Source organism: Rhodococcus sp. BP22 (assembly GCF_014281965.1).
Lineage (GTDB): Bacteria > Actinomycetota > Actinomycetes > Mycobacteriales > Mycobacteriaceae > Rhodococcoides.
This window is the reverse complement of sequence record NZ_JACFTB010000011.1, coordinates 1-23,806: the sequence shown is the minus strand read 5'-3', so window position 1 is coordinate 23,806 and position 23,806 is coordinate 1. Positions and strand designations below refer to the sequence as shown.

General features: G+C 61.4%; 29 protein-coding genes and 1 riboswitch. Of the genes, 16 read left to right on the top strand and 13 right to left on the bottom strand.

Annotation, left to right across the window (positions count from 1 at the left end):
- Positions 1-55: 55 nt before the first annotated feature.
- On the top strand, positions 56-1,297 hold the full coding sequence (locus H2510_RS19895) for a benzoate/H(+) symporter BenE family transporter (RefSeq protein WP_186630021.1): 1,242 nt from the start codon (positions 56-58) through the stop codon (positions 1,295-1,297).
- Between the two features lie 6 nt (positions 1,298-1,303).
- Positions 1,304-1,768 (top strand): thioesterase family protein, encoded by a 465-nt coding sequence (locus tag H2510_RS19890; protein WP_186630020.1) that lies wholly within the window; start codon positions 1,304-1,306, stop codon positions 1,766-1,768.
- On the opposite strand, the gene H2510_RS19885 is transcribed toward H2510_RS19890, so the two are convergent.
- Both H2510_RS19885 and H2510_RS19880 read right to left on the bottom strand, forming a co-directional pair.
- Entirely contained in the window at positions 1,765-2,790 is a 1,026-nt protein-coding gene (locus H2510_RS19885) for a phosphotransferase family protein (protein WP_186630019.1), read from the bottom strand. The two genes, H2510_RS19890 and H2510_RS19885, sit on opposite strands and share 4 nt — an antisense overlap.
- A gap of 70 nt (positions 2,791-2,860) precedes the next feature.
- Entirely contained in the window at positions 2,861-3,238 is a 378-nt protein-coding gene (locus H2510_RS19880; RefSeq protein ID WP_186630018.1) for a hypothetical protein, read from the bottom strand.
- Between the two features lie 329 nt (positions 3,239-3,567).
- Here H2510_RS19880 and H2510_RS19875 point away from each other — a divergent pair, with 329 nt between their 5' ends.
- Both H2510_RS19875 and H2510_RS19870 read left to right on the top strand, forming a co-directional pair.
- Positions 3,568-4,725, top strand: coding sequence for an MFS transporter (locus H2510_RS19875; protein ID WP_186630017.1), 1,158 nt, complete (start codon positions 3,568-3,570; stop codon positions 4,723-4,725).
- A 90-nt stretch (positions 4,726-4,815) separates the two neighbouring features.
- Positions 4,816-5,520: a hypothetical protein gene (locus tag H2510_RS19870; protein ID WP_186630016.1), complete on the top strand. Its 705-nt coding sequence runs from the start codon at positions 4,816-4,818 to the stop codon at positions 5,518-5,520.
- Positions 5,521-5,586: 66 nt separating this feature from the next.
- Here the strand turns inward: H2510_RS19870 and H2510_RS19865 are convergent, their stop codons facing one another.
- From H2510_RS19865 to H2510_RS19855, 3 genes are read right to left on the bottom strand one after another with little or no spacing between them, the layout of a single operon-like run.
- Positions 5,587-7,008: an NAD(P)(+) transhydrogenase (Re/Si-specific) subunit beta gene (locus H2510_RS19865; RefSeq protein ID WP_088945496.1), complete on the bottom strand. Its 1,422-nt coding sequence runs from the start codon at positions 7,006-7,008 to the stop codon at positions 5,587-5,589.
- Positions 7,008-7,346 (bottom strand): NAD(P) transhydrogenase subunit alpha, encoded by a 339-nt coding sequence (locus H2510_RS19860; RefSeq protein WP_084346471.1) that lies wholly within the window; start codon positions 7,344-7,346, stop codon positions 7,008-7,010. Before H2510_RS19860 ends, H2510_RS19865 begins: the two co-directional genes overlap by 1 nt.
- A complete protein-coding gene (locus tag H2510_RS19855) occupies positions 7,346-8,422 on the bottom strand; it encodes a Re/Si-specific NAD(P)(+) transhydrogenase subunit alpha (protein ID WP_186630015.1) in 1,077 nt (358 codons plus the stop codon). The genes H2510_RS19860 and H2510_RS19855 overlap by 1 nt, the downstream gene beginning before the upstream one ends.
- Before the next feature lie 335 nt (positions 8,423-8,757).
- Between H2510_RS19855 and H2510_RS19850 the strand changes: the two genes are divergently transcribed.
- Positions 8,758-9,198, top strand: coding sequence for an HIT family protein (locus H2510_RS19850; protein WP_186630014.1), 441 nt, complete (start codon positions 8,758-8,760; stop codon positions 9,196-9,198).
- Positions 9,195-9,833 carry a Type 1 glutamine amidotransferase-like domain-containing protein gene (locus H2510_RS19845; protein ID WP_186630013.1) on the top strand — a complete coding sequence of 213 codons (639 nt, stop codon included), beginning with the start codon at positions 9,195-9,197 and terminating at the stop codon, positions 9,831-9,833. Before H2510_RS19850 ends, H2510_RS19845 begins: the two co-directional genes overlap by 4 nt.
- Here the strand turns inward: H2510_RS19845 and H2510_RS19840 are convergent.
- Positions 9,830-10,141: a hypothetical protein gene (locus tag H2510_RS19840; protein ID WP_186630012.1), complete on the bottom strand. Its 312-nt coding sequence runs from the start codon at positions 10,139-10,141 to the stop codon at positions 9,830-9,832. The two genes, H2510_RS19845 and H2510_RS19840, sit on opposite strands and share 4 nt — an antisense overlap.
- Before the next feature lie 124 nt (positions 10,142-10,265).
- Between H2510_RS19840 and H2510_RS19835 the strand changes: the two genes are divergently transcribed.
- From H2510_RS19835 to H2510_RS19825, 3 genes are all read left to right on the top strand, one after another.
- On the top strand, positions 10,266-10,859 hold the full coding sequence (locus H2510_RS19835) for a DUF3558 domain-containing protein (RefSeq protein ID WP_315901453.1): 594 nt from the start codon (positions 10,266-10,268) through the stop codon (positions 10,857-10,859).
- A 9-nt stretch (positions 10,860-10,868) separates the two neighbouring features.
- Positions 10,869-11,381 carry a DUF3558 domain-containing protein gene (locus H2510_RS19830; RefSeq protein WP_186630011.1) on the top strand — a complete coding sequence of 171 codons (513 nt, stop codon included), beginning with the start codon at positions 10,869-10,871 and terminating at the stop codon, positions 11,379-11,381.
- Positions 11,382-11,448: 67 nt separating this feature from the next.
- Positions 11,449-12,831 (top strand): FAD-binding oxidoreductase, encoded by a 1,383-nt coding sequence (locus H2510_RS19825; RefSeq protein WP_186630010.1) that lies wholly within the window; start codon positions 11,449-11,451, stop codon positions 12,829-12,831.
- Between the two features lie 17 nt (positions 12,832-12,848).
- Here the strand turns inward: H2510_RS19825 and H2510_RS19820 are convergent, their stop codons facing one another.
- The gene (locus H2510_RS19820; RefSeq protein ID WP_186630009.1) at positions 12,849-14,366 is read right to left on the bottom strand and encodes an ATP-dependent DNA ligase; all 1,518 of its coding nucleotides are present in this window, start codon (positions 14,364-14,366) and stop codon (positions 12,849-12,851) included.
- 43 nt (positions 14,367-14,409) lie between these two features.
- Positions 14,410-15,969 carry a carboxylesterase/lipase family protein gene (locus H2510_RS19815; RefSeq protein ID WP_186630008.1) on the bottom strand — a complete coding sequence of 520 codons (1,560 nt, stop codon included), beginning with the start codon at positions 15,967-15,969 and terminating at the stop codon, positions 14,410-14,412.
- Between the two features lie 88 nt (positions 15,970-16,057).
- Here H2510_RS19815 and H2510_RS19810 point away from each other — a divergent pair, with 88 nt between their 5' ends.
- Entirely contained in the window at positions 16,058-16,711 is a 654-nt protein-coding gene (locus H2510_RS19810) for a hypothetical protein (RefSeq protein WP_186630007.1), read from the top strand.
- A gap of 42 nt (positions 16,712-16,753) precedes the next feature.
- On the opposite strand, the gene H2510_RS19805 is transcribed toward H2510_RS19810, so the two are convergent.
- Positions 16,754-17,161: a hypothetical protein gene (locus tag H2510_RS19805; RefSeq protein ID WP_186630058.1), complete on the bottom strand. Its 408-nt coding sequence runs from the start codon at positions 17,159-17,161 to the stop codon at positions 16,754-16,756.
- 145 nt (positions 17,162-17,306) lie between these two features.
- Positions 17,307-17,406: riboswitch (TPP riboswitch) on the top strand.
- Here H2510_RS19805 and H2510_RS19800 point away from each other — a divergent pair.
- The 4 genes from H2510_RS19800 (at position 17,400) to H2510_RS19785 (ending at position 20,683) form a co-directional block, all read left to right on the top strand.
- On the top strand, positions 17,400-18,140 hold the full coding sequence (locus H2510_RS19800) for a TenA family protein (protein ID WP_186630006.1): 741 nt from the start codon (positions 17,400-17,402) through the stop codon (positions 18,138-18,140). It overlaps the preceding riboswitch by 7 nt.
- Positions 18,137-19,150 (top strand): ABC transporter substrate-binding protein, encoded by a 1,014-nt coding sequence (locus H2510_RS19795; protein WP_186630005.1) that lies wholly within the window; start codon positions 18,137-18,139, stop codon positions 19,148-19,150. Before H2510_RS19800 ends, H2510_RS19795 begins: the two co-directional genes overlap by 4 nt.
- Positions 19,151-19,220: 70 nt before the next feature.
- A complete protein-coding gene (locus tag H2510_RS19790) occupies positions 19,221-19,961 on the top strand; it encodes an ABC transporter permease (RefSeq protein ID WP_261393086.1) in 741 nt (246 codons plus the stop codon).
- Entirely contained in the window at positions 19,958-20,683 is a 726-nt protein-coding gene (locus tag H2510_RS19785; protein WP_186630003.1) for an ABC transporter ATP-binding protein, read from the top strand. The genes H2510_RS19790 and H2510_RS19785 overlap by 4 nt, the downstream gene beginning before the upstream one ends.
- A 2-nt stretch (positions 20,684-20,685) precedes the next feature.
- Here H2510_RS19785 and H2510_RS19780 read toward each other — a convergent pair whose 3' ends face one another.
- Positions 20,686-21,327 (bottom strand): FMN-dependent NADH-azoreductase, encoded by a 642-nt coding sequence (locus H2510_RS19780; protein ID WP_186630002.1) that lies wholly within the window; start codon positions 21,325-21,327, stop codon positions 20,686-20,688.
- A gap of 57 nt (positions 21,328-21,384) precedes the next feature.
- Here H2510_RS19780 and H2510_RS19775 point away from each other — a divergent pair, with 57 nt between their 5' ends.
- Entirely contained in the window at positions 21,385-21,750 is a 366-nt protein-coding gene (locus H2510_RS19775) for an excisionase family DNA-binding protein (protein WP_186630001.1), read from the top strand.
- Between the two features lie 7 nt (positions 21,751-21,757).
- Here the strand turns inward: H2510_RS19775 and H2510_RS19770 are convergent, their stop codons facing one another.
- Positions 21,758-22,066 carry a homoserine dehydrogenase gene (locus H2510_RS19770; RefSeq protein ID WP_186630000.1) on the bottom strand — a complete coding sequence of 103 codons (309 nt, stop codon included), beginning with the start codon at positions 22,064-22,066 and terminating at the stop codon, positions 21,758-21,760.
- A gap of 239 nt (positions 22,067-22,305) precedes the next feature.
- The gene (locus H2510_RS19765) at positions 22,306-23,079 is read right to left on the bottom strand and encodes a hypothetical protein (RefSeq protein ID WP_186629999.1); all 774 of its coding nucleotides are present in this window, start codon (positions 23,077-23,079) and stop codon (positions 22,306-22,308) included.
- Between the two features lie 133 nt (positions 23,080-23,212).
- On the opposite strand from H2510_RS19765, the gene H2510_RS19760 reads away from it, so the two are divergent.
- On the top strand, positions 23,213-23,518 hold the full coding sequence (locus tag H2510_RS19760) for a GNAT family N-acetyltransferase (RefSeq protein ID WP_186629998.1): 306 nt from the start codon (positions 23,213-23,215) through the stop codon (positions 23,516-23,518).
- 34 nt (positions 23,519-23,552) lie between these two features.
- Here the strand turns inward: H2510_RS19760 and H2510_RS20655 are convergent.
- On the bottom strand, positions 23,553-23,806 hold a 254-nt coding region (locus tag H2510_RS20655; RefSeq protein WP_222438958.1), incomplete at its 5' end, for a hypothetical protein.

Here is a 23,806-nt window from a genome sequence, read left to right as displayed (position 1 = left end):
GCCTCTCCAGCAGCGTTGGGGTGCGCCGGTACGAACTGGTCGAACATATCGACGAATGTCGGTCGACATCGCATTTCACAGGGCATCATCTACATTCGTGCCCGATCACCCAGACACCACTACTGAGCCCGATGCGGGTCGCGTGCAGCCGATCCTCGCAGGCATCGTCGCCGCGCTCGTAGGATTCACCAGTTCGTTCGCCGTCGTCCTCACCGGACTGCGGGCCGTCGGAGCAACGCCGACCGAAGCAGCCTCAGGACTCCTCGCCGTCATGATCACACAAGGTGTCGGCATGGTGTATCTCTCGCGCCGCTATCGAGCGCCCATCACGCTCGCCTGGTCGACTCCTGGCGCAGCGCTGCTGGCGGGCACCGGAACTGTCGTCGGCGGCTGGCCTGCAGCCGTCGGAGCCTTCGTCGTGGTGGGTGTCCTGATCGTCGCAACGGGGCTGTGGCCCCGACTGGGGAAGTTGATCCAAGCGATTCCGACATCACTCGCCCAGGCGATGCTCGCCGGGGTACTGCTGCCGTTGTGCCTGCAACCGGTCACAGCATTTGCTGCTACCCCGGCGGCGATCGCTCCAGTAATTCTGGTATGGCTTGTCCTGCAACGATTCTCCCAGCGTTGGGCGGTTCCTGCCGCCTTCGGCGCGGCTGCGATCGTCATCGCCATCGATGTGTCGAGTCAGGATCGAATTCCCCGCGCACTCGATCTGATTCCACGAATCGATCCGACGATGCCGCACTGGACATGGCAGGCAATCATCGGAATAGCGCTCCCGTTGTACATCGTGACCATGGCGTCGCAGAATATCCCGGGAGTGGCCGTGATGGCCTCGTTCGGCTATCAAGTCCCGTGGCGACCAGTCTTGAGTATCACCGGAATCGGCACCGCCCTCGGTGCCCCATTCGGCGGTCACGCAATCAACTTGGCCGCCATCAGCGCTGCGCTGGCAGCTGGACCCAGTGCCCATCCGGACACGAAACGGCGCTGGATCGCAGCTTCTTCGGCAGGGTGGTTCTACCTTTTACTCGCACTGTGCTCGGCAGCCGTGGCTACCCTCGTCGCGATTGCTCCGCCCGGCGTCGTCGAAACGGTTGCCGGTCTTGCGCTTTTCGGAACACTCGGCGCATCGCTCGCCGGCGCTCTGAAAGCGGAGACCGGCCGTGAGGCTGCAATCCTCACCTTCCTCATCGCCGCTTCGGGCGTGGTGATCTTCGGTATCGGATCGGCATTCTGGGCTCTCGTTGTCGGCTTGATCCTGCGCTGGGTTCTAGCGCGGAAGCCGATAGAGTAAGCATGCATGACTGCCTCCGCCGATCAGCGCGCCGAGCACAACCCGGCATCTGAATACCCCGCTCTGTGGCCCATCGGTACGCGGTGGGACGACAACGACCATTATGGCCACGTCAACAACGTCACGTACTACTCGTATTTCGACACTGCGGTGAATGGGTGGCTGATGGCCACGACCGGCCTGGACATTCGGCTACTGTCCGCGATCGGCGTCGTCGCAGAAACTTCATGCAACTACCACCGCGAACTGTCGTTCCCCGATCGACTCCAGGTCGGACTGTCGGTCGAAAAACTCGGAACACGCAGCATCGTCTACAAGCTCGCCCTCTTTCGTGACGCCGTAGGCGACGAGTTGCAGCTTGCTGCAACCAGCCGCTTCGTACACGTCTACGTCGACGCCCAGACCCGTCGACCTGTGCCGATTCCCACCGAAATCGAAGCAGCAGCACGCACTCTGGTGATACCGAGCTAGATACCGATAGCGTCCGCGGTGGACACGGCCCGCCCGACGATGTCGTCGATCAACGAAGTCGTGGGCGATCCGGCGTCGGCGCGGTTACGGACATCGGCCTCGGCCCGACGCATGACGCCCTCGGCGATGATCGAAAGCTTCCACAGCGCCAGCACCTGCCAAAATCCTGCCGAAGTGACGTCACGGCCCGTCCTTGCCGCGTATTCGGCGGTCAATTCATCGCGCGTCGGGAATCCTGCCGCAGTGGACGCCATGAAGGGCCCCTCGACGGCGTCTTCTGCCTCGGGCCAGTAGGCCAGAAGCCCGCCGAGGTCGGCGAGAGGATCACCGAGCGTACTGAGCTCCCAGTCGACCACGGCGAGGATCGAACCCCTGGTCGGTGACACGATCACGTTGTTGAGATGAAAATCGCCATGTACCAGCGAAAGTTCGTGTTGCTCGGGAATATTTGCGGCCAATCGCTCGGCGAGGGAATCGATTGCGGGCACCTCACGAGACTTGGACTGCTCCCATTGCTTTGTCCAGCGCTTGAGTTGACGGGCCGCGTACGAGCCGTGGCTTGCAAGGTCGAGAAGGCCGACGCTCTCGAGATCCACGCGATGGATGGAGGCCAAGGCCCCGACCATGTTGAGGCCGACTGCTCTACGAACATCCTGTGGTAACCGCTCTGCCGTGTTCACGGAGTCAAGGACCACGCCGTCCACGAAGCTCATCAGTACGAGAGGTACTTCCGATATCCGAGGATCATCCGATACAGCCAGCATCTTGGGTACCGGAACAGGTGTGTTCTGCAACGCGGACATGATTCGATGCTCACGCACGACGTCGTGCGCCGACGCCAGCAGGTGACCGAGCGGTGGCCGACGCATGATCCACCGACTTCCGCCCGCATCACTGACCGAGTAGGTCAAGTTGGATTGGCCGTTGCCGACGCGCTCGAAATTCAACGGCGACACCGCACCGATTCCCAGACTTCCGATCCACTCGGCGACTGCGGGTTCGTCAACACCTGCTGTGGTCATTTGCTTCCTTCCCTCCAGCACTTACTCGGTTGGGAGGATGGTAGCCAAGACCCCGACAGCGGGGGTGGGATCAGCTGGCGCGCATCAAATCTGTATCGGCATCGCTGGAGGTCACGCTTTCTACCGTCGAACCCACCTCGCGGCGGGCAGCGATCTCGTCGACGTCGCCGATCAGAAGAGACACAAGCGATTCGGGCTCACGGAGCCAGGCATCTGCCATTGTGCGCAGTTCTGCTCGAGCGAACAGCCCGCTCATCTCGAGGGCGTCGACCCACTCGGCCACAACCTCGGGAGTGGCCTCTGGTAGCGAGGTGCGATCGAGTCGAGCAACCTCGAATTCATAGCAGAAGAATGCACGCATCATGTCGAGCTGACTTCGCGAAAGGGTCTGTGCCTCACCGCTGGCCGTAGAAACAGCATCCGAATAGCGAACGTCTGCGAGCGTCATGATTTCTCCTTCGAGCGGCTCCGCCTCGTGATGCTGATGAGACCCAAGAGACATTGACCTGGTCGAGACCGTTTCAGGATCGTTACGCTCCATCTGTAACGAAACCCGCTCATGGCCGATGGAAAGAAACTACGCTCTCGCCCCATGGCGCCGCCAGGCGAAATCAGGCGTTGTGACCAGCGTCACACCATCCGCCCAATCCGCACCAAACTCAGCAACGAATACGTGTTCCGAACCCTGTCTGCCGCGCACCAGGGCCCGACTGAACCGACAATCGCCAGGTAACGTTGGGCTTCGTGGTCGATGTTCCCGTTGGCGTATCTCCGCGCATGAGACGTGCACGCGTCGCAATTTTCACGATATTCGCCGTCAACGGCTTCCTCTTTGCCGTCTGGGTCGTGCACATTCCGATTGTCGAACGCCGCACCGACACCTCGCACGCCACGCTGGGATCGTTGCTGCTGCTTCTTGCGGTCGGCGCGATCCTCGGAATGCAGGCTTCCGGACCCCTCTCCGACCGCTTCGGCAGTAACCGACTCGTTATGCTTTCGGCTTCGATGTTGGCCGTTGCATTGATGGGGCCGGCGCTGTCGACCGGCGTCGTCACTCTCGGCGCGTCACTGTTCGTGTTGGGAATGTGCAACGGTGCTCTCGACGTAGCAATGAACGCTCAAGCAGTCGAGGTCGAGCGCAAGTATCCGAGACCGATCATGTCGGCCTTTCACGCCTTGTTCTCTGTAGGCGGTGTACTCGGATCACTGATTGGTGCTGCGACACTGGAAGCCGAACTTCCGATCGAGGTGTCGATGGGCTGCGCTGCGCTACTTGGGCTGATCGCCATCGCGTCGTGCAGTTCTTTTCTGCTGCGCGCGACGCACACCTCGACATCACCGAATCACCCCGACGCGACCCCGCTCGGCTGGTTCTCTCCGCGAGTACTCGGCCTGGGTGCACTGGCGTTCGCGCTGTTTCTGTCCGAGGGCGTCGCAAACGACTGGAGCACGTTGCAGGTGAAGGAACATCTCGACACCTCGGACGGGATCGCGGCGCTCGCGTTCGGGTTCTTCGCATCGGCGATGACCGTCGGCCGCTTCTGCGCCGACCGCATCAGCGCGCAATTCGGCCCGGTCGCCGTCGTTCGCTACGGCAGCCTAGTGGCCGCAGCGGGAGTGCTCCTTGTGCTCGTGTCCGAGTCGCTACCGCTCACGTTGGCAGGCTGGGCGGCCTTCGGTCTCGGATTGTCCGGGAGCATCCCTCAGATATTCACCAGCGCAGGCAACCTCGGGTCAGGCGCGCCGGCGACCAATATGTCGCGCGTCGTCGGCATGGGTTATGTGGGGTTCCTCGCCGGTCCTGCCGTCATCGGCTGGTTGTCGCACGTCGTTCCGCTCACGGCCGCGATGGCAGTTCCCTTGACCCTTACCTTGCTGGCGGCCGCAACCGCCGGAACCGTTCGTTCGCCTCACGTCGGGATAAAGAGCACCTGAACGGCGTTCACGGCCAATTCACATCGAGCGCTCAGGGTCATGATGCATTGTCGTGGCCATGAATCGTGCAGACCAAGCGGCTCTGGGCCTATGACCACGAACACCGACAGCATGGACTTTGTCGAACTGAACGACGCGGAATCGAACGAAGAGGAACTGGACGCAGTCTTTCGCCGACGTGGCACGACTGCGCGAGCAATCGCGGCGGGAGCAGCAGCTCTGATGTTGCTGACCACCCTGGTCGTATTACCGACACTCGGATTCACCTACCCGCACTCACGCGTAGTCGTGACCGAACTTGTCGGCCCGTCGGAGAAAGTGCTCCAGTCCTTCGGCATCACACCCGTGCTGATTGCCGTCGCTGCGCTGACGGTCGTCGCACTGATTCGCAAACTTCACTACGGAATCGGCGCAGTGATCACACTGACGATCGGTGCTTCGCTGACCACTGCTGCCGTTCGGACATGGGCGGCAGGCTGGGTTCCTGCCTCCGCGCTCCCCAACGGCTACGTGACAGCGTGCGCAGCACTGATGTGCGCTGCAACCCTCGTTGCCGCCACCCGGCATCTACCGATCGTGTGGGGCCTCGGAACTGTCGCAGTGCTAGCTGTCGGCAGCGCTGCAATCATCAGCGGAGCGGCGACGATCGTCGGCGTCACCACAACCCTGCTGATAGTCGCCGGATGGTGGGCTGCGGCGTCCGCAGTGATGCTGTACTCACCCGTGGCCGCCCAGAGGGAAGCGTGCAACCCGCTCGACACCGCAGCCATGGCAGTACAGCGTCGGCTGCGCTGAACCGAGAAAAACGACCGAGCCTTACTTCGAGGCTCGGTCGTTTTTCGGGCTCCAGCTACATAACTGCTACAGCGCCTTGAGTTCCTCGGTCACGTCGGACACCGACTTCTTGGCATCGCCGAAGAGCATCGAGGTGCCCTCGGCGAAGAAGAGCGGATTCTCGATGCCCGCGAATCCGGAGGACATCGAACGCTTGAGCACGATAACCGACTTGGACTGATCGACGTTCAGAATCGGCATCCCGTAAATCGGAGACGACGGGTCGTTGCGAGCAGCTGGGTTGGTGACATCGTTCGCGCCGATCACCAAGGTGACGTCGGTGCGAGAGAACTCGTCGTTGATGTCGTCCATTTCCTTCATCGCGTCGTACTCGACGTCGGCCTCGGCGAGCAACACGTTCATGTGTCCCGGCATACGGCCGGCGACCGGGTGAATCGCGTACTTGACCTCGACACCCTTCGCTTCGAGCAACTTGGCCATGTCCTTGACGGCATGCTGCGCCTGCGCCACGGCGAGACCGTAACCGGGAACGACGATGACCTGGTTTGCGTATGCCATCTGAATAGCAGCATCGGCAGCCGACGTCGCCTTCGCGGTGCCACCAGCGGCCCCCGCTGGTCCAGCAGCAGCGTCGCCGCCACCGAACCCACCGGCGACGATTGCAGGGATCGACCGGTTCATGGCCTTGGCCATCAAGTTCGTCAGGATTGTGCCCGACGCGCCGACGATCATGCCCGCCACGATCATTGCCGTGTTGTTCAGAGCCAAGCCTGCTGCCGCGGCCGACAAACCGGTCAACGCATTGAGCAGCGAGATGACCACTGGCATATCCGCGCCGCCGATCGGCAGCACCACCGTCAGACCGAGAATGCCCGCCAGCACCAAGACTGCAACGATCCACCACTGGGAAACACCTTCACCAGGGGTGGCATTGATTCCGATAACTACCGCTGCGGCGACGGCGCCGATGAGCAGAAGCGCGTTCATCGGCTGCTGCAGCTTTCCGATCGTGATCGGAGAGCCCGGCAGTGTTTCTTGGAGCTTGAGGAACGCGATGAGCGAACCCCAGAACGAGATGGAACCGATGATCGCTGCGAACAGCGAACCGATGACTATGTGCACCGTCGGCGACTCGCCGTGGTTGAAGTCCGAGAACCCCGACGTGTCGAGGAACTCTGCCCAAGCGATCAACGCGACCGTGCCGCCGCCGACACCGTTGAACAGTGCCACCAGCTGAGGCATACCGGTCATCTTCACTCGGCGTGCGGGCGGAATACCCAGAGCGACACCGACGACGAGGCCGACGATGATCAGGATCCAATTCTCGGTATCCCGAATCGCGATCAGCGTCGCGACGACTGCGATGAACATGCCGACCGCGGCGATCTGGTTACCGCGAACAGCTGTCTTCGGACCGGTCAGACCCATCAGACCGTAGATGAACATGCCGAAGGCAACGATGTAGAGAATGTTGACGAGATTGTCCATCAGGAGTCAGCACCCTTCTCGACGGATCCAGGGGCAACTGCGGCGGGCACAGGCTTGGACTTGAACATGCTGAGCATGCGATCGGTGACGACGAATCCGCCGATCACGTTGACAGTTCCGAACACCAGGGCGACGAACAGGATGATCTGCAGACCGATCGAGGGATCCTCGACCTTGCCCAGCACGACCAGTGCGCCGAGCACAACGATGCCGTGGATAGCGTTGGTGCCGGACATGAGCGGGGTGTGCAAGGTGTTGGGCACCTTGGAGATCACCGCGAAGCCCACGAATCCGGACAACACCAGGATCGCGATATTCGCCAACAGCGGGGTGTACATCAGTTCTCCTTCTCACGTGTCACGCATGCACCGGCGAGGACCTCGTCCGAAAAATCGGGAGCGAGGCTGCCGTCGACGAGCATGAGTTCGAGCAACGCCGAAATGTTCTTCGAGTACAACTCGCTTGCGTGCTCGGGCATGGTGGCAGGCAGGTTCAACGGCGAGGCGATGGTGACAGCGTGCTTGACGACGGTCTGACCGGGCTCGGTCAACTCGCAGTTTCCGCCGGTCTCACCGGCGAGGTCGACCACGACGCTGCCGGGCTTCATGCCCTCGACGGCCGCGGCCGTCACCAGACGTGGCGCCGGACGTCCGGGCACCAACGCGGTCGTGATGACGACGTCGAAACCCTTGATTGCTTCTTCGAGGGCGTCTTGCTGCTGAGTACGCTCCTCCTCGGTCAGTTCGCGGGCGTAACCGCCTTCGCCTGCTGCGTCGATCCCGAGGTCGAGCCATTGAGCACCAACCGAGCGGACCTGATCGGCAACCTCGGGGCGCACGTCGTACCCGGTCGGACGACCGCCGAGACGTTTGGCTGTCGCCAAAGCCTGCAATCCGGCGACACCGACACCGAGGACCAGGACTGTTGCCGGCTTGACCGTGCCGGCCGCGGTGGTGAGCATCGGAAAGAATCGGGTCGACTCGGACGCCGCTAGCAGCACTGACTTATAGCCCGCGACATTCGCCTGTGAAGACAATGCGTCCATGACCTGCGCACGAGAGATACGGGGAATCGCCTCGACGGCGAACGCCTGCACGCCCGCTGCCTTCAGCGCACCGATACTGTTCTCCGCATTACGCGGCGCCAGGAATCCGATCAACGTCGAACCCGAAGAGAGCTTCGCGACCTCGGCATCGGTGGGCGGTGCTACCTTGACGACGACATCGGCACCCCACGGGTCCCCGATCGTCGCGCCGGCCGAAACGTACAGCTCGTCCGGAATCAGTGCGCCCAGGCCTGCACCGGACTCGACGATCACCTCGACGCCTTTGCCGATCAGCGACGCCACGATTTTCGGAACCAACGCGACGCGACGCTCACCCTCTCCGGACTCGCGGACTACGCCCACTCGCACCGGTTTACCTGTGCTCGTTCCTTCAGCGCTGGTGCCCGGTGTGCTCGGATTGTTCTCAGTGCTCTGCGATGTTTCCAAATCTCCGACTTTCGTGAGTTGATTGGCGCCTACTGTTTCGTCGAATGGTTACTTCATCCGCGCGACGAGGAGGCGAATCCATGCGACAAGGCACAAGGTTTCTGATGATAGCCAGAGTCGATAGATCTTAGGTAACCCACGCCACAGTAAGTTCCACCCGGAAGCGACCGCGATGTATCGCGACGTGCGGGTATGCCACCCAACGTGATCGACGTCATAGGTGCCCGACAGGTAGAGGCTCGCCTACTGTAGACCCAATGATCGAGTGCGTTTTTTGCGGCATCGTCGAAGGCGACTTACCGGCGACGATCGTGTTCGAAACCGACGACGTATTGGCGTTTCTGGATATTCGCCCTGTCGCCAGGGGCCACATCGTGGTTGTCCCGAAACTGCACGCAGCTGATCTCGACTCGTTGGATCCAACACTCGGCGCGGCATTATTCGCAGCCGGTCATCGACTTTCACGCGCACTTCGACGTTCGGATCTGAATACCGACGGCGCCAATCTCGTCGTCAACGATGGGCGGGCCGCTTTCCAGACCGTCTTCCACACCCATCTTCATGTCGTTCCCAGGTGGACGGGTGACAAATTGCGCTTCGCGGGAGGGTTCGTCTTTCGACGGTTGCGCAAACCGGAGGAGACCGCGGACGCGATCAGGGAGGGCATCGTTCGCTTGTCCCGAGAGGGTCGACCATGAAAATGTTTTTGGCGTCGTATCGATTCGGTGATCACGTCGAGAAGTTCCTCGCGTTGACGGGAACGCCGGGACGCGTTGCTGTCATCGCCTCAGCTGCCGACGGATGGCCGAGCGCCGCCCGCCAGTCGGCAGTCACCACCGAAGTACGAGATCTGCGGGCGCTCGGATTCGATCCATACGAACTCGACCTCCGTTCGTTCATCGACCGCCCTGAGCAACTGGCGAAGGAGCTCGATCGCTACGGCACCGTCTGGGTTCGCGGTGGCAACACCTTTGTCCTACGTGCGCAATTGAGACGCAGCGGCGCGGACTTCGCGATCGCACGTCGAGTGCGCGAGGGGACCCTCACCTACGGCGGTTACAGCGCAGGCGCGTGTGTCGTGTCGACCACCTTGCGCGGAATCGAGGCGGCCGACGATCCGGACGAGGTCTTACCGGCCACCGGCACCGAAGTTGTGTGGAACGGGCTGGGTCTGATCGATTTCGCGATAGTTCCACATTTCGGATCGATCCTCGACGACAACGGTTCCGGACCGAAGATGGTCTCGCAGTATCAGCGAGAGAACATCCCGTACCGGACTCTGACCGACGAGCAGGTCGTCGTGATCGACGGCGAACTACCTATCCTTCTTTAACCGGACTGGGCGATGGGCGCGAGACGGTCGAGCGACGCCCATGCCATATCGCATCTTTTGCGGGTCATCTCGTCCGCGTCGACGAGAAGAGTGTCCAGGAGTAGCCGAGGTTGTCGCTTCCACGTGATCTCCACTTGTTCGACGACCGCTCGATCGAAGAGTCCGGATAGTTCGAGCGCAACGATCCACTCCTGAATGTCGCCGCGATGGATCATCTCGATGGTGTCGTAATCGACTCCGCCGCCTTGGAATTCGTACGAGAAGATCGCGGCGATGAATGTCCAGGACTTGCTGGTGGAATCCATCATGTTTCTCACCCTCCTTGGTACCCGGCCGAGTCGCCGAGCAGCTACCACTAGTGGTGGACGCTAGCCTCAACAGCCACCCGTTTTCGTGTCGTCGCTGCATCAATCAGGTAACAGAGTGGCTGATGTGACAGATGTGACTCCAATGGCCAGGTCCTCTCCGCGTCGAATCTGCCGCCTCGGTATGGTTCTGCACGTGTGGAAGCGCGGAATCCCGTTCGGTGTCGCAGTGCTGGTCCTTGCTGCCACCGGTTGTTCTGCGGAGAACTCGGCATCCACTCTCGATTCGACCAGTTCTACGGCGGCCCCGACACCGGCCACCGAGGAACTCTTCGTCGGAGAGTGCGGTTCGATGACAGACGAGCAGTTGGGTTCGATCACCGGAGTCCCCGGCATTGCCTCCTCCTCCAAAAATGGTGTCCGATGCAGGTGGGAGGCGTCCGATTCCGGCGCGTACGCCATGTTCACGTGGTATCGAGGTAGCCCGATCGACCGCGAACGATCCGTCGCCGCACAGATCGGTCGCGAGATCGCGGACATCGACGTAGACGGACATTCTGGTTTCACCGCAAAGGGTGCCGACACTTCATGTGAAGCTGGAGTCGAATCCGGTGACGGATTTCTGCATTGGTCGCTGAACTATGCCTTTGCAGTACCTCCTCGGGATAGCTGCGAGGTTGTCGAGGACCTGGCCCGCGCAACCGTAGCGAACGCGAAATAGGTGCGAGCGATGAACCGAACTCGCACGCGAATTGCCGCGGTGACAGCAACATTGCTACTTGCCGGCTGCAGTACCACCATCGAAGGAACCCCCACTCCTGCCGGATTGGGCGGCGATTCACAGTTCGACAAACTGCTGCAGGAATGCACGGCCGTCCCGAACGACAAGATCGCCGAATCCGTCCAAGCCGATGTCGTGGACCAATACTTCTACGGCGCAGTCTGCATGTGGACGGGCACCGGGGCCGCAGGCTTGGTCGACGTCACATTCGCCTGGTTCGAGAACAATTCGCTCGGTCGCGAGCGGGCACTGGCAGAACAGCTGAACTACGCAATCGAACCCGTCACGGTTGCCGGAACGAACGCTTTTCTCTCACGCCGGCCGGGTGATCGCGCATCGTGTGGGATCACCGCCGCGTACACCGGCACCATTACCTGGTGGGTGCAGTATCGCGGCGGGGCCGTCGACCCCTGCGTAGGTGCGACGAAGCTCGCCGAACTGACGCTGCAACGCAATCAATAACGACTCGCGATCCCCATCCGACCCATACCCTCGACAGCGAGAGCCGAGATCGAGACGAGGATGAGCGATGAGTGCACCGATCGAACTGGATCCGCGGCTGCTCGAGTTGGAGCGGTCGTTACCCGACGGCGCGGTGCTCACCGATCCTGATCTGATGGAGGGCTACCGCCGCGATTGGGCCAAGGACCCGGATGCCGGAACTCCGCTGGCGGTAGTCCGGGCCACCTGCACCGTCGATGTTCAGAACGTCATGAAATGGGCCAGCACACATCGTATTTCGGTGGTTCCTCGCGGAGCTGGATCCGGGCTGTCCGGTGGCGCGACGGCCGTCGACGGCGGAATCGTGCTCAGCACCGAACTGATGCGTGACATCACGGTAGATCCGGTCACCCGCATCGCGGTCACCCAACCCGGACTACTCAACGTCGAAGTCAAGAAGGCTGCTGCCGAATACGGGCTCTGGTACCCGCCGGATCCATCATCGTTCGAGATGTGTTCGATCGGCGGGAATGCCGCCACCAACGCGGGCGGTCTGTGCTGCGTCAAATACGGAGTGACAGCCGATTATGTGCTCGGTCTCGAGGTCGTTCTCGCCGATGGCACCGCGGTACGACTCGGTGGACCGCGACTGAAAGATGTTGCAGGCCTGTCACTGACCAAATTATTCATCGGCAGCGAGGGAACTCTCGGCATCATCACCGAGATCACCGTGCGTCTCATTCCGGCCCAACCGCCGGCCAGCACCGTCGTTGCATCGTTCTCCTCGGTTCGTGACGCGACCACCGCTATCCTCGCGATCACCCGCTCGCTACGGCCGTCGATGCTCGAGTTCATGGATCGCGCGTCGATCGGCGCAGTCGAGGACGCGATGAACATGGGCCTGGACCGCGGAGCCGCAGCGATGCTGATTGCCCGTTCGGACTCCCCCGGTGACGACCGCGCGCATGAAATCGAGATCATGGCGGCCGCGTGCACCGAGGCTGGTGCATCCGAAGTCTTCACCACCGACGATCCGGACGAGGGTGAGGCTTTCGCTGCTGCACGGCGATTCGCGATTCCCGCTGTCGAACGTCTCGGTAGTCTGCTCCTCGAGGATGTCGGTGTTCCGCTCCCCGCGCTACCCGATCTCGTCGAGGGTATCGAACGAATCTCCGAAAAATACGCCGTACTCGTCGCTGTCATTGCCCACGCCGGAGACGGAAACACTCACCCGCTCATCGTGTTCGATCCTGCCGATGTCGATATGACACGTCGGGCCAACATCGCTTTCGGAGCGATCATGGACCTGGCACTGACCCTGGGCGGCACCATCACCGGCGAGCACGGAGTAGGCAGGCTGAAGAAGGCATGGCTACCCGACCAGGTGGGAGCGGACGTCATGGAGCTCACTCAGCGAATCAAGACCGCCCTCGATCCCAGCGGCATTCTCAATCCCGGCGCAATCCTCTGACACAGCGCGGTATTCGCTCAGGTGGACGGCAGAAGGAGCGCGCGAACGGCATCGATCGTGTCGGCTTCCGCAAGTGTCTTGTCGGGTCTGTAGCGAAGCACCCGGGCGAATCGCAGCGCCACTCCGCCTGCATAGCGGCTGCTCTTCTGCACACCGTCGAGTTCGATCTCGACGACAAGATCGGGATGCACGTACACGGTGTGCTCGTCACGTGAACTTTCGTGTTTCGGAAACTCCTCGGTCTGCCATTGCAGCAGCGCATCGGTGAGCCCCTTGAACGTCTTGCCTACCATGATGGGATCCCCACCGCTTGGATCACGCGCCCCGAGATGCAGATTGGACAGCCGACCCGTCCGCCTGCCGTAACCCCATTCCGCACCGAGCACCACCAGATCCAACGTGTGCTCGGGCTTGACCTTCTGCCAGGTGCGGCCGCGTCGGCCCGCGGCGTAAGGCGCCGACAACGACTTGACCATCACACCCTCGTGTCCGGCTGCCAACGCCTCCTCGAAGTACCCGGCCACGGCGTCGGCGTCCGGGCGTACCAGTGATGGAATCCGATGCCTGGGGGCAACCTGCTCGAGCGCGGCCAGCCGTCGTTCGAGAGGTTCATCCAACAGATCCACGCCGTCGAGATGCAGGCAGTCGAAAAAGTACGGCTGCAGAAGCAACTCGTGGGCACTCTGGGCACCGAACCGACTCATCGTCTCCTGAAAAGGACGCGGCCTCCCGCTGTCGGTGAGTGCGAGGGTTTCCCCATCGAGTACGACGCTGGTGCACGGCAACGCCCGGATCAACTCGACGAGCTCCGGCACGCTGTCCGTGATCTCCCGCAGCGTCCTGGTGTAGATATGCACATCTTCACCCGATCGGTGGACCTGGATGCGAGCACCGTCCAGTTTGTACTCCAGACTCACCTTCCCGGCGAATTCGATCCACGCCGCGTCCGAGGACTCCGCAGGCGAGGCCAACATCGGACGCACTGGGCGACCCACCTCGAGTTCGAAGGCCGCCAACGCGCTCGCACCTCCGGCGAGCGCAGCTGACGCCGTTGCCGATAGATTCCCGGAGAGCATGAAAGCACGCCGGACCGGGTCGATTTTCAATCCTGCCGCTGCAGCGATTGCGTCGGTCATGACACCTTCGAGTGCACCCTGGCGCAACTCGCCGGTCAGCAACCGAACCAGAAACACTCGCTCGTCACTGGTCGACCGCGCAAGAAGATCCGTCAGGACCTCGCGACGTCGGGCGGTCGAACCCGGACCGGACGTCGAGGCAACCGTCGTGATCTTCGCATCGACCTCGGCGACAGTGAGTGTGCCTGCGGCGGACGGATCACCTTCGATATCGGCCAAGGTCCGCCAGCCCACGCCGATTCGGCCCTGCGGCAATTCACCGGACAACCACGCCACGACGGTGGCGATCTCCGATGGGTCGACCTCGGTGAGCAAGAGCCTCAGTGCGTCGGTCTTGGCTTTACGGGAGCGAGTGGCGCCCACGGCCAACGAAGTCTCGACGATTCGGATGAACAGCACCAGAGGTGAGTATCCAGAAGAAGCCCACCTCAATCCACCGTAGTCAGGTGAAGCCGAGCACCTGATCTCCCCAGGCCGCACGTAGAGCGGCATCCGGGTCCTCGACAAGAGAATCCTGGGCGTCGATGACAAGTGTGGAACGGGTCGGCTCGACGTACGGCGCCCAATGCTTCGCACCGTCGAGGGTGGCTGGGACTCCGTGCTGGGCAAAGGCGACCCATCTCTTCATCACACGCAGCGATACTGCCGTCGCTGCCTTGCGGCCGCCGAGCCAGAATGTCGGATCTCTGTTCAACGTTCCGAAATTGCCGAAGACATAAGGCAACTCGGTCGCGTGTCCCGCACCTATACGAGCAGCTTTCAGCATCGGTGTCGCATGATCGAATCGATACATCCAGACCGGCGCGTATCTACTGTGCGCGTCCGCGATCCACATGGTCGGCATTCGAAATCCGGCATCTCTCGACATCGCAAGTGCACCAGCTGATTTCGATCGATCCGGATAGGCCGACATGATTTCCGCGATCCGGAACGCCGGCAGGTCCGAGTGATCGTTCGCGATCGCACGAAACATCTCCGTGACGGTGTCCGACGTGACCGGCATCAACGGTGACTTCATCAAACGGAAGATCGATGCCTCGTCGTGATTCGTTCCGATGATCAACGGGATGCGGTGCGAGTATCCCTTCTGGAACGCTGCAACGGGATACCGCGGGACGATATCTCCGTCGACAACCGGCGCGAGCCCCAACGTGCCCGGCACCCGCGTCGGGACCTCGTAACACAGGGTGTCGCCCGCCTCGACGAGACGCATGAAGTCGACGGTTTTCAACTCCCCGATTCGATCCGGAGTGATATCGACGAGTTCGAGGAATCTCGCGGCCACGGCCGCCGCGCGTTCCGGTCCGTACACCGACGTCGCGGGCGCACTTTGCACGATAGCGCGGTGAAACAGTCCCTCGGCCTTCGGCGAGGTCATCAGTGTCGTGACCGACGCGCCACCCGAGGACTCGCCGAACACGGTCACGTTCGACGGATCACCACCGAACGATTCCACGCAACGCTGCACCCATTCGAGTGCCGCGATCTGATCACGCAAGCCGATATTCGTCTCGAAGACCGTCTCCGCTGTGGAGAACGACGACAAGTCGAGGAATCCGAAAGCACCGACGCGATAGTTGACGGTGACGAGCACCAGGTCACCGAGTTCGGCCAGCCTCCTGCCGTCGTAGACGCTCTGTGCAGAGGACCCGAGCGAGTAGGCACCGCCGTGAATCCACACCATCACCGGCCGAGGTCGACCGTCGGGCTCGGGGGCCCAGACATTCACCGACAGACAGTCCTCCGACATCGGGATCGCCGGGTCGATCGGCACCGGATTATCTTTGCCCTGGGGTGCGACATCACCGAAACTTCGACAATCCCGGGCTCCTGCCCACGGTTCCACGGGCCGGGGCGACCTGAAGCGATGTTCACCGTCGGTCGCCGCCGCGTATGGGATTCCCTTCCACACGAAGTGTGTGCCGTCGCGGTACCCGATCACATCGCCGTCCGGAGTGTGTACCTGACATGTCCAAATGCCGGCTTGCTCGACTTCGGTCATGGCATTCCTCCGTATCCGACGTAGACCCATCCGATCCTGGTCAAGGTACCAATTCCTGAGATCGATCCGTCCGCTTTAAGCTGGCAAGATGAACCGACTACGCGCATACGGCGCAGCCGTTGCTGCCGCGTCCTTCCTGGTTCTTGCCGGATGCGGGTCCGATGTCGACGGCAGCGCGACGGCGCCGCTTGCCACGGTCGACACCGACCCACCGTCGGTGGTCCGCACGACGCCCGCAACTCGGCCCTCACCGACGACCTCGGCTGCCCCGACAACAACCGAGTCGACGACCCCCGACAAATCGACGACGATCAGTCCCCCGCCGACCGCCGACCCGTCCCAGTACAAGAGCACTGCCGGGTTCTTCTACTTCACCAGCCCGAGTGGCAAGTTCGAATGCGCGATCGTCGTCACCGAGACCTCGGTCGCTGGGTGTCACGGCGAGTTCCCTCGCTCGGCCCCGCGGGTGGCGGGAAGTGGTGCTCCGGAGTCCTCGGTGGCTCCCAACACCGTCGAGATCACTGCCGGATCCCCTGCCAGGTTTCTCAGCTCGGGCGATCCGCGCTTTCATCGGTTCGACGGGCCTGCGAAGGAACTGCCGTACGGGCTCACACTCGCCGTACCCGGAAGTGGACGTTCCAATGGGCTCGAATGCCGAGTCGAGGAGTCGTCCGGGGTCACCTGCCTGGATCAGGTCGGCCATGGCTTCACGGTGTCGGACAAGGCATTCGAGCTGAAGTAGACGCAATTTCGAAAGAGCGTTTCGCCAGCGCGCGACCTCACATCAGATACCGGGTATGAATCCTGGGTAGACGAAATGTTGCGCGCCACCACCAGGCATCGAGGACCCGGTGACGTTCGGGAAGTCGAACGGCAGTGCAACCAACTTGTGTGGGTAACCTTGCGCATCGGCCTGCCAGCATCCGGTGAGCACTCCATGGAAGGCGGTGCAGACGATCCTGGTGCTCGTTCCGTACGGCGACGTCAGCCGATTTTCGGCGAGTAAGGGATTCCAATAGGCCGGATCGGTCGGAGTCAGGAATCCCTTTGTCTCGAACGGAACGCTCGGGCTCGGGTAATTCGGTATCGGCGGCCACTCGTCGGCAGTCGCAATTCCGCTTCCTGCGAGTAACGCCGCGGCCGTGAAACCCAAGACCGCTGCTGACTTAGTCCATCTCCTCGGTGCATTCATGCCGCCATCGTAAGCGCCCGATGTGCTCACGATTACAGGATCGGACCACCACCTCGCCGTTCGGTCGTAGTCGACAGGGTTGCTCGCGGAGAGGTCTACGTCCCGCTCACACTGCATCGCCGACCAAGGGTGCTAGGGTCGGCGATGTTCTGACACGGGGTGCGTCCGTACATACGGATGCTGAGATCACACCCGTCGAACCTGATGCAGGTAATGCTGACGAAGGGATGTCAAGGCGATGACTGCGCCTGTAAACTCGATGGACTCTGTCCGCCACACGGATCTGATGTGGACCGCAACGACTTCGTTGCGTCACTCGATCGACCAACTCGAATTTCTGACGCTGCTGGGCGAGGGCACCCTGCCGCTCGACGCGTTCCGGACATATCTCGAACAGGATCGCCTGTATCTGGCGGGATACGCGAAGGCGCTGGCCATTCTGGCATCGAAAGCGCCGGACCCTGCTACTGCCGCCTTTTGGGCCACCTCCGCGGCGAGCGCAGTCGAGGAGGCGACGCTCCACGAGTCGCTGCTCTCCGGTGACGCGCTCCCCACGACGAGCGCGCGGGCAACGCATTCACCCACCTGCCTCGGGTACGTCTCGTTCTTGGTAGCAACCGCTGCCACCGAGCCCTATCCCGTTGCTGCGGCGGCGATCCTGCCATGCTTCTGGATCTATGCCGACGTGGCCGTTCGCCTTTCGGCATCGGCCAAACGGGTTCTCCACCATGATCCGAATCATCCCTACGCACAATGGGTTTCAACATACGACTCCGATGAGTTCCGTGATGTCGTCGACTGTGCACGTCTCCTGGTGGACGACGCCGCTCGGCTCGCTACCGATACTCAACGAAGCGCCATGATCGACGCATTCGTGATCGCGACGCGGTACGAATCGATGTTCTGGGACAGCGCACTTCACCCCACACCGTGGCCAACTTCCTCTTCCGAGCTTGCTGCTTCCGAGGTAACACCGTGACACTTTCCCGAAGAATAGGTGCCCTCGCGGTAGCCGTCGCCACCGTCACATCGCTGACTTCGTGTGCACAATCCACTGACTCCGACACCATCCGTTTCGCACTCGATTGGACACCGAACACCAACCACACCGGGCTGTACGTCGCTTTACAGGAGGGGTACTTCGCCGACGCCGGACTCGACGTCGAAATTCTGCCGTACAACAGCACCTCCCCGGACACTCTGGTCGACGCGGGAAACGCCGAGTTCGGCATCAGCACGCAGAGCTCGACTACATTCGCGAAAACTGCCGGAGCTCAAATCATTTCGGTACTGGCCCCGCTGCAACACTGGGCCACCGGAATCGGCGTGAAAGCCGACCGCGAAGACATACCGAGCCCGAAAGCCTTGGACGGCAAAGTCTACGCAGGCTTCGGTGATACCGGCGAGAAGGCCGGACTGCGCCAAGTCATTCAAAACGACGGCGGCAAAGGTGAGTACGACACCGTCGTGCTCGGAACATCGGCCTACGAGGCCGTGTATTCGGGCACAGCGGACTTCACCGTGTCCTACCTGGCGTGGGAGGGTATCGAGGCCGAGCACAGCGGTACACCGATGAAGTACTTCGACTACACCGACTACGGCTTCCCCGACGCGTATGCCCTCACGGTCAACGGTAACGAGAACTGGCTGGCAAGCCATCCCGACGAGTCAAAGAAGTTCGTCCAGGCGCTTCAACGCGGCTACCAACTCGCGGCAGACGATCCGGTCCGCGCCGCGCAGGACATCATCGATGCGAATCCAGGAGCCTTCACGGACGAGCAATTGGTCTTCGAAAGCCAGCAGATGCTCGCCGACCGCTACATGCTGGACGAGTCGGGAGTAGTCGGGCGACAGAACCTCGACAAATGGACCGAATATTCGAAATTCCTGTACGAGAACGGTGTCCTGGTCGATCAAGGCGGCAACGCCGTCGACACCGAGCCCGACTGGTCCACCTACTTCACCGATGACTACCTCGGCGCTCGGTAGCGCGGCGTTCGGCGCTGTCGAACGGCCGGCGAAGCGTAGACCGCGAATCGGGGCTGCAATCCGTTGGGCCATGCCGTCGGTCACCATCGTCGTGGTGCTCGTTATCGGATGGCAGGTCTACGTCCAGCTCAGCGGGATCCGACCACAGGTACTGCCCTCGCCGTCGAGAATCGTGGCTCAGGGTTGGGCGCAGCGCGACGCCATCGCCGAGAACGCAGCGGCAACTCTGCAAGTCACCGTTTTCGGATTTGCAGTATCCCTGGTAGTTGCCTGGATACTTGCCGTCGCAGTCGACTTCTCACCATGGCTCCGACGAGCAGTGGTGCCGCTGTTCGTGATCTCGCAGACGCTTCCGATCATCGCTATTGCCCCGCTACTGATCATCTGGTTCGGGTTCGGACTACTTCCCAAGATTCTCGTGATCGCGCTCGCCACGTTCTTCCCCATGGCCATCGGCCTCATCGAAGGATTCGCGGCAGCCGATCGAGATGCGCGCGCACTCCTGGCGAGCATGGGCGCAACCCGCTGGCAGCAGTTTCGATATATTCGTCTGCCCTCTGCGATGCCGCGCTTCTTCACCTCGCTTCGTATCGGAATCACGTACGCCGTCGTGGGTGCCATCTTCGCCGAATACGCAGGAGCCAGCGCCGGACTCGGGATATACATGAGCCAGCAGAAGAACTCGTTCCGCACCGACCTCGTCCTGGCGGCGGTGCTCGTCACCGCCGTCATCAGTGTCACGCTCTTCCTGCTGACCTACGTCGTCGAACGCGTCGTCGCCCCATGGGCGCAGGACAGTCGGCCGCGATGACGGCCGTGCATCTGTCCGGACTCACGAAGTCCTACGGCGACCGGACAATTCTCGACGGAGTCAGCTTCGACGTCGAACCCGGAGAGTTCGTTTCCGTCATCGGTCCTAGCGGCTCGGGCAAGAGCACAGTCTTCAATATGATTGCTGGTCTCGACACCCCCGACAGCGGAATCGTCGAGGCACCCCCGTGCGCTTACATGCCACAGAAGGACCTGCTGTTTCCGTGGCGCACCGTGCTCGACAACACGACACTCGGCCTCGAGGTTCGCGGGATGAGCAAGAAGCAAGCGCGGATCCAGGCGCAGAAACTCTTTCCCGCCTTTGGACTCGAGGGATACGAGAAGGCGAGGCCTTCCGAATTGTCCGGTGGCATGCGGCAGAGAGCAGCAATGCTGCGCACGGTGATTCAAGAACGCGAGGTGCTACTGCTCGACGAACCGTTCGGAGCCCTCGATTCACTGACCCGCACCGGAATGCAAGCGTGGCTGCAGGACGTCTGGCTCGACTACCGATGGACCGTGCTGATGATCACCCACGACATACGGGAAGCTGTGTATCTCTCGGATCGGGTGATCGTACTATCCGACAAGCCGGCACATGTACGGCGGCAAGTGACGGTATCGCTGCCGAGGCCACGAAAGCTCGACGTCGTCACGACACCACATTTCGCTGCGCTGGAAGCCGAACTGATGGAGGTATTGATCGGCAGTCCCGGCTGCTGATCTCAGCCCAGCCGTGCCGCCAGATCCGCGACCGTAACCCACGCGGTGTCCAAGCTGTCTCTGGACCGAGCAACCAGGGGCGCCATCGCGGGAACACGGGTCGCCAACGTCAGATCGACGACGACAACGAACAGATCCATTCCGAGCGCGGCACCGAGAACCTGTTGTAACAGCGGAACGGCGTGATCGGTACCGAAGTCGGGCGTCCCCGCCCCGTACTCGTTGCCGCGACTCGACACCACTACCACCGGCTTGCCTTCGAGCGGACGAGTTGGGCCGTCGAACGGAACGGTGACACCGGGAACGTGGACATAGTCGATCCATGCCTTCAGCGTCGACGGAACCGACCAGTTGTACATCGGAGCACCGATCACCACGACGTCAGCCGAGACCACCTCATCGATCAACGTCTTCTGTAGTGCCTCGGCATCGGACCCCACGACCTCGTCCGGCGTTCGCAGATGTGGGGCCCAATGCATCGCCGACGTCGGGAGATGGGGCAACGGATCTCGGTGCAAATCGCGATGGATCACCGAGTGGTCCGGACTCTGCTCATGCCACACATCCGAAAAATGTGCTGTGACCGCGCGTGAAACGGAATTATTCAAGTCAGCGGACGAATCGAGATGCAGCAACTGCGGCATAAAGCACTCCTGAGATCGTGGGGTACCGAACAGGATATGCCGCAGTAGGGTTCAGACATGGACCACCGGTACATCGCAGCGGCGCTCTCGTCTTCGGACGCGCGTCGAGTTACTTCGTCGATCTCCGATGCGGACGGACGAACTCCGCACCTTGCATTGGACGGAGTCGACCTCGATATCGACGAGTCCGGTCGGCGTGCCGTGATGGAGCTACTCCGTCAACTCGCGTCAGGGACCGCAGTGACCATCGGACCGGTCAGCGAGTTGCTCACCACGTCACAGGCGGCAGACCTTCTCGGAGTATCCGACACATATGTTCGCAAACTCGCGGACGCAGGGTCACTGACCATCGAGATGCGCGGAACCCACCGACGCTTTCGACTGGAAGACCTCATCCGACATCGAGAGAAGTTCACACCCTAGCGTCGTGTCAGCCCGCTTGGCGTCCGAGCAACTCCGACTGCAATGTCAAGAGGTCACGAAACGCTTCCCCTGATGCTCGCCACAGTTGGTTTGCATCGATGTAGTCGACACCGAGAAGATTGACGTCTCCGCGATATGCCCCCACGTCCACCGACAGCTTGCCCACAACGGTCGCTATATCCCGATCGAGGTGTTCGGCATCCGATCGTTCCAGGTTCCGGAATTGCGAAGAGAAGTAGTCGGCCGTAATCCGATGGTCGACGAACTGCGCTACCAGAATCACGAAACGTGATGCGTGAAGGGACGACTGCTCCACTGGGCTGACCTCTCCTGCGGGTCGACAACCCGCCACTGTCGCCACAAACATTGCCGGGCCGGACCGACGACAGTGCTGACGAAACTCCGCCATCAGAAAGATCGCATCAGTGGGGGTGTCGAGATTCGAATGCTAAAACCTGACTTGCGCCCAACGATAGCGACCTAAACACGACCCGATGCCGGTTATTGAGATCGTTGTGAGCGATCACAATAACCAGATCAGCGGATTCGCGTACGTTACTGCAGAGTCCCTAGCGGAAGCCGCTCTGGAGTATCCAATTCCCAGAATTTCCAGCCATCCCTGACCTCGATATCGCCGCTGATATGTGTGGCTACGGCGCTGGCAGCTTGCGTGGGATCGTCGAACCGTCGACCCTCCATCGGCCCCTGCATGATCTCGAGGCGCTTGTTGGACGGGTCGAATCGGGCACTGAGACGGTAACCGTCGAAATCGGCGACGACCCGGACCCGCAGGTCTGGGATCTCTTCCTCAGCCGCAACTGCTTTCTTCGACGGGCCACGACGCACGGCCGGCTTGGCCCGGTGAACGGCAGCAGCGCGCGCTTCCTCTTCGAGCTTCGGATCGGCAGCGGCATGGAGACCCAACAGCGACCACTTGTTATGTCCGTGTTGGACTCGTCCCACCGCAATAGCGTGGTGACCAGTTCGAGTGCGAAGCGGCGAATCCTGTACCCAAAGGTCGACTTCGCCGCGAATATCAGCCGCCATCTCTTCGGAAGACACCATGAAAAACGACGGCTCGGAAGCACCAAGATCGACGAACACCCAGTAAGACGATCCGGTGTCGTCACTTGCCAGAGACTCGTCCTGACGACGAGCTTTCCAATCGCCTACGGCCTTGGACCGCACCCGAACGACGCAGCTCGAACCGTCTACACCCCAAACCTGAACTGGATTACGCCGCGACGTCGTCAGCCGTTCGGCCCGACCGCCGCGCAATACAACAGCGCCGATGAAGGCCCTGATTCCCTGCTCCGATACATCTTCCACCTATGCCACCTCTGGTCTGCTACCCGTGCAGATGATGAGAAGTGCCTACGACGGGTGGCGCGCACGACTCGTATGTCCACCTCAGCCTAGTCGCCCAACCACCCCGACAGGAACCCGTGCACAATCGATCACTATGGAACACCGCATCGAACACCTACCAGAGCAGCATCGATTCGAGATTTATCTCGGGAAATCACTCGCCGGATTCTCCGACTACCTAGAGGCAGACGGCGTACGAACGTTCAACCACACCGTGACACTCCCCGAATATCGCGGTAACGGGCTCGCGGCGATATTGACAGAACACGTCCTCGAAGACAGCCGCGCAGGAGGGTTCTCCGTAATCCCAGCATGCTGGTTCGTACGGGAGTTCATCGAGTCGAGCGCAGGTCGCTACGACGATCTACTCCAGTCGTCCGAATCTCCCGGCAAGAAATAGGACCACTTATCGCTTCAATGGTCCATTCGTACGATCAGATAGCTTCGGTGCGCCATCGAAGCAGTGTCGGCGGCAGCAACAGTGTCGATGGTGTCCCCACCGACCGCGTCAATGGTGTCCCCACCGACCGCTTGAATGGTCCATTCATACGATCAGATAGCTTCGGTGCGCCATCGAAGCAGTGCCGGCGGCAGCAATAAAAAGAGGTGATGAACGAAGAGGCGGTGAACGCAGAGGCGTTGAACGCGAAAGTGGTGAACGCAGTGAAGCCCCCAACCATAAGGTTGA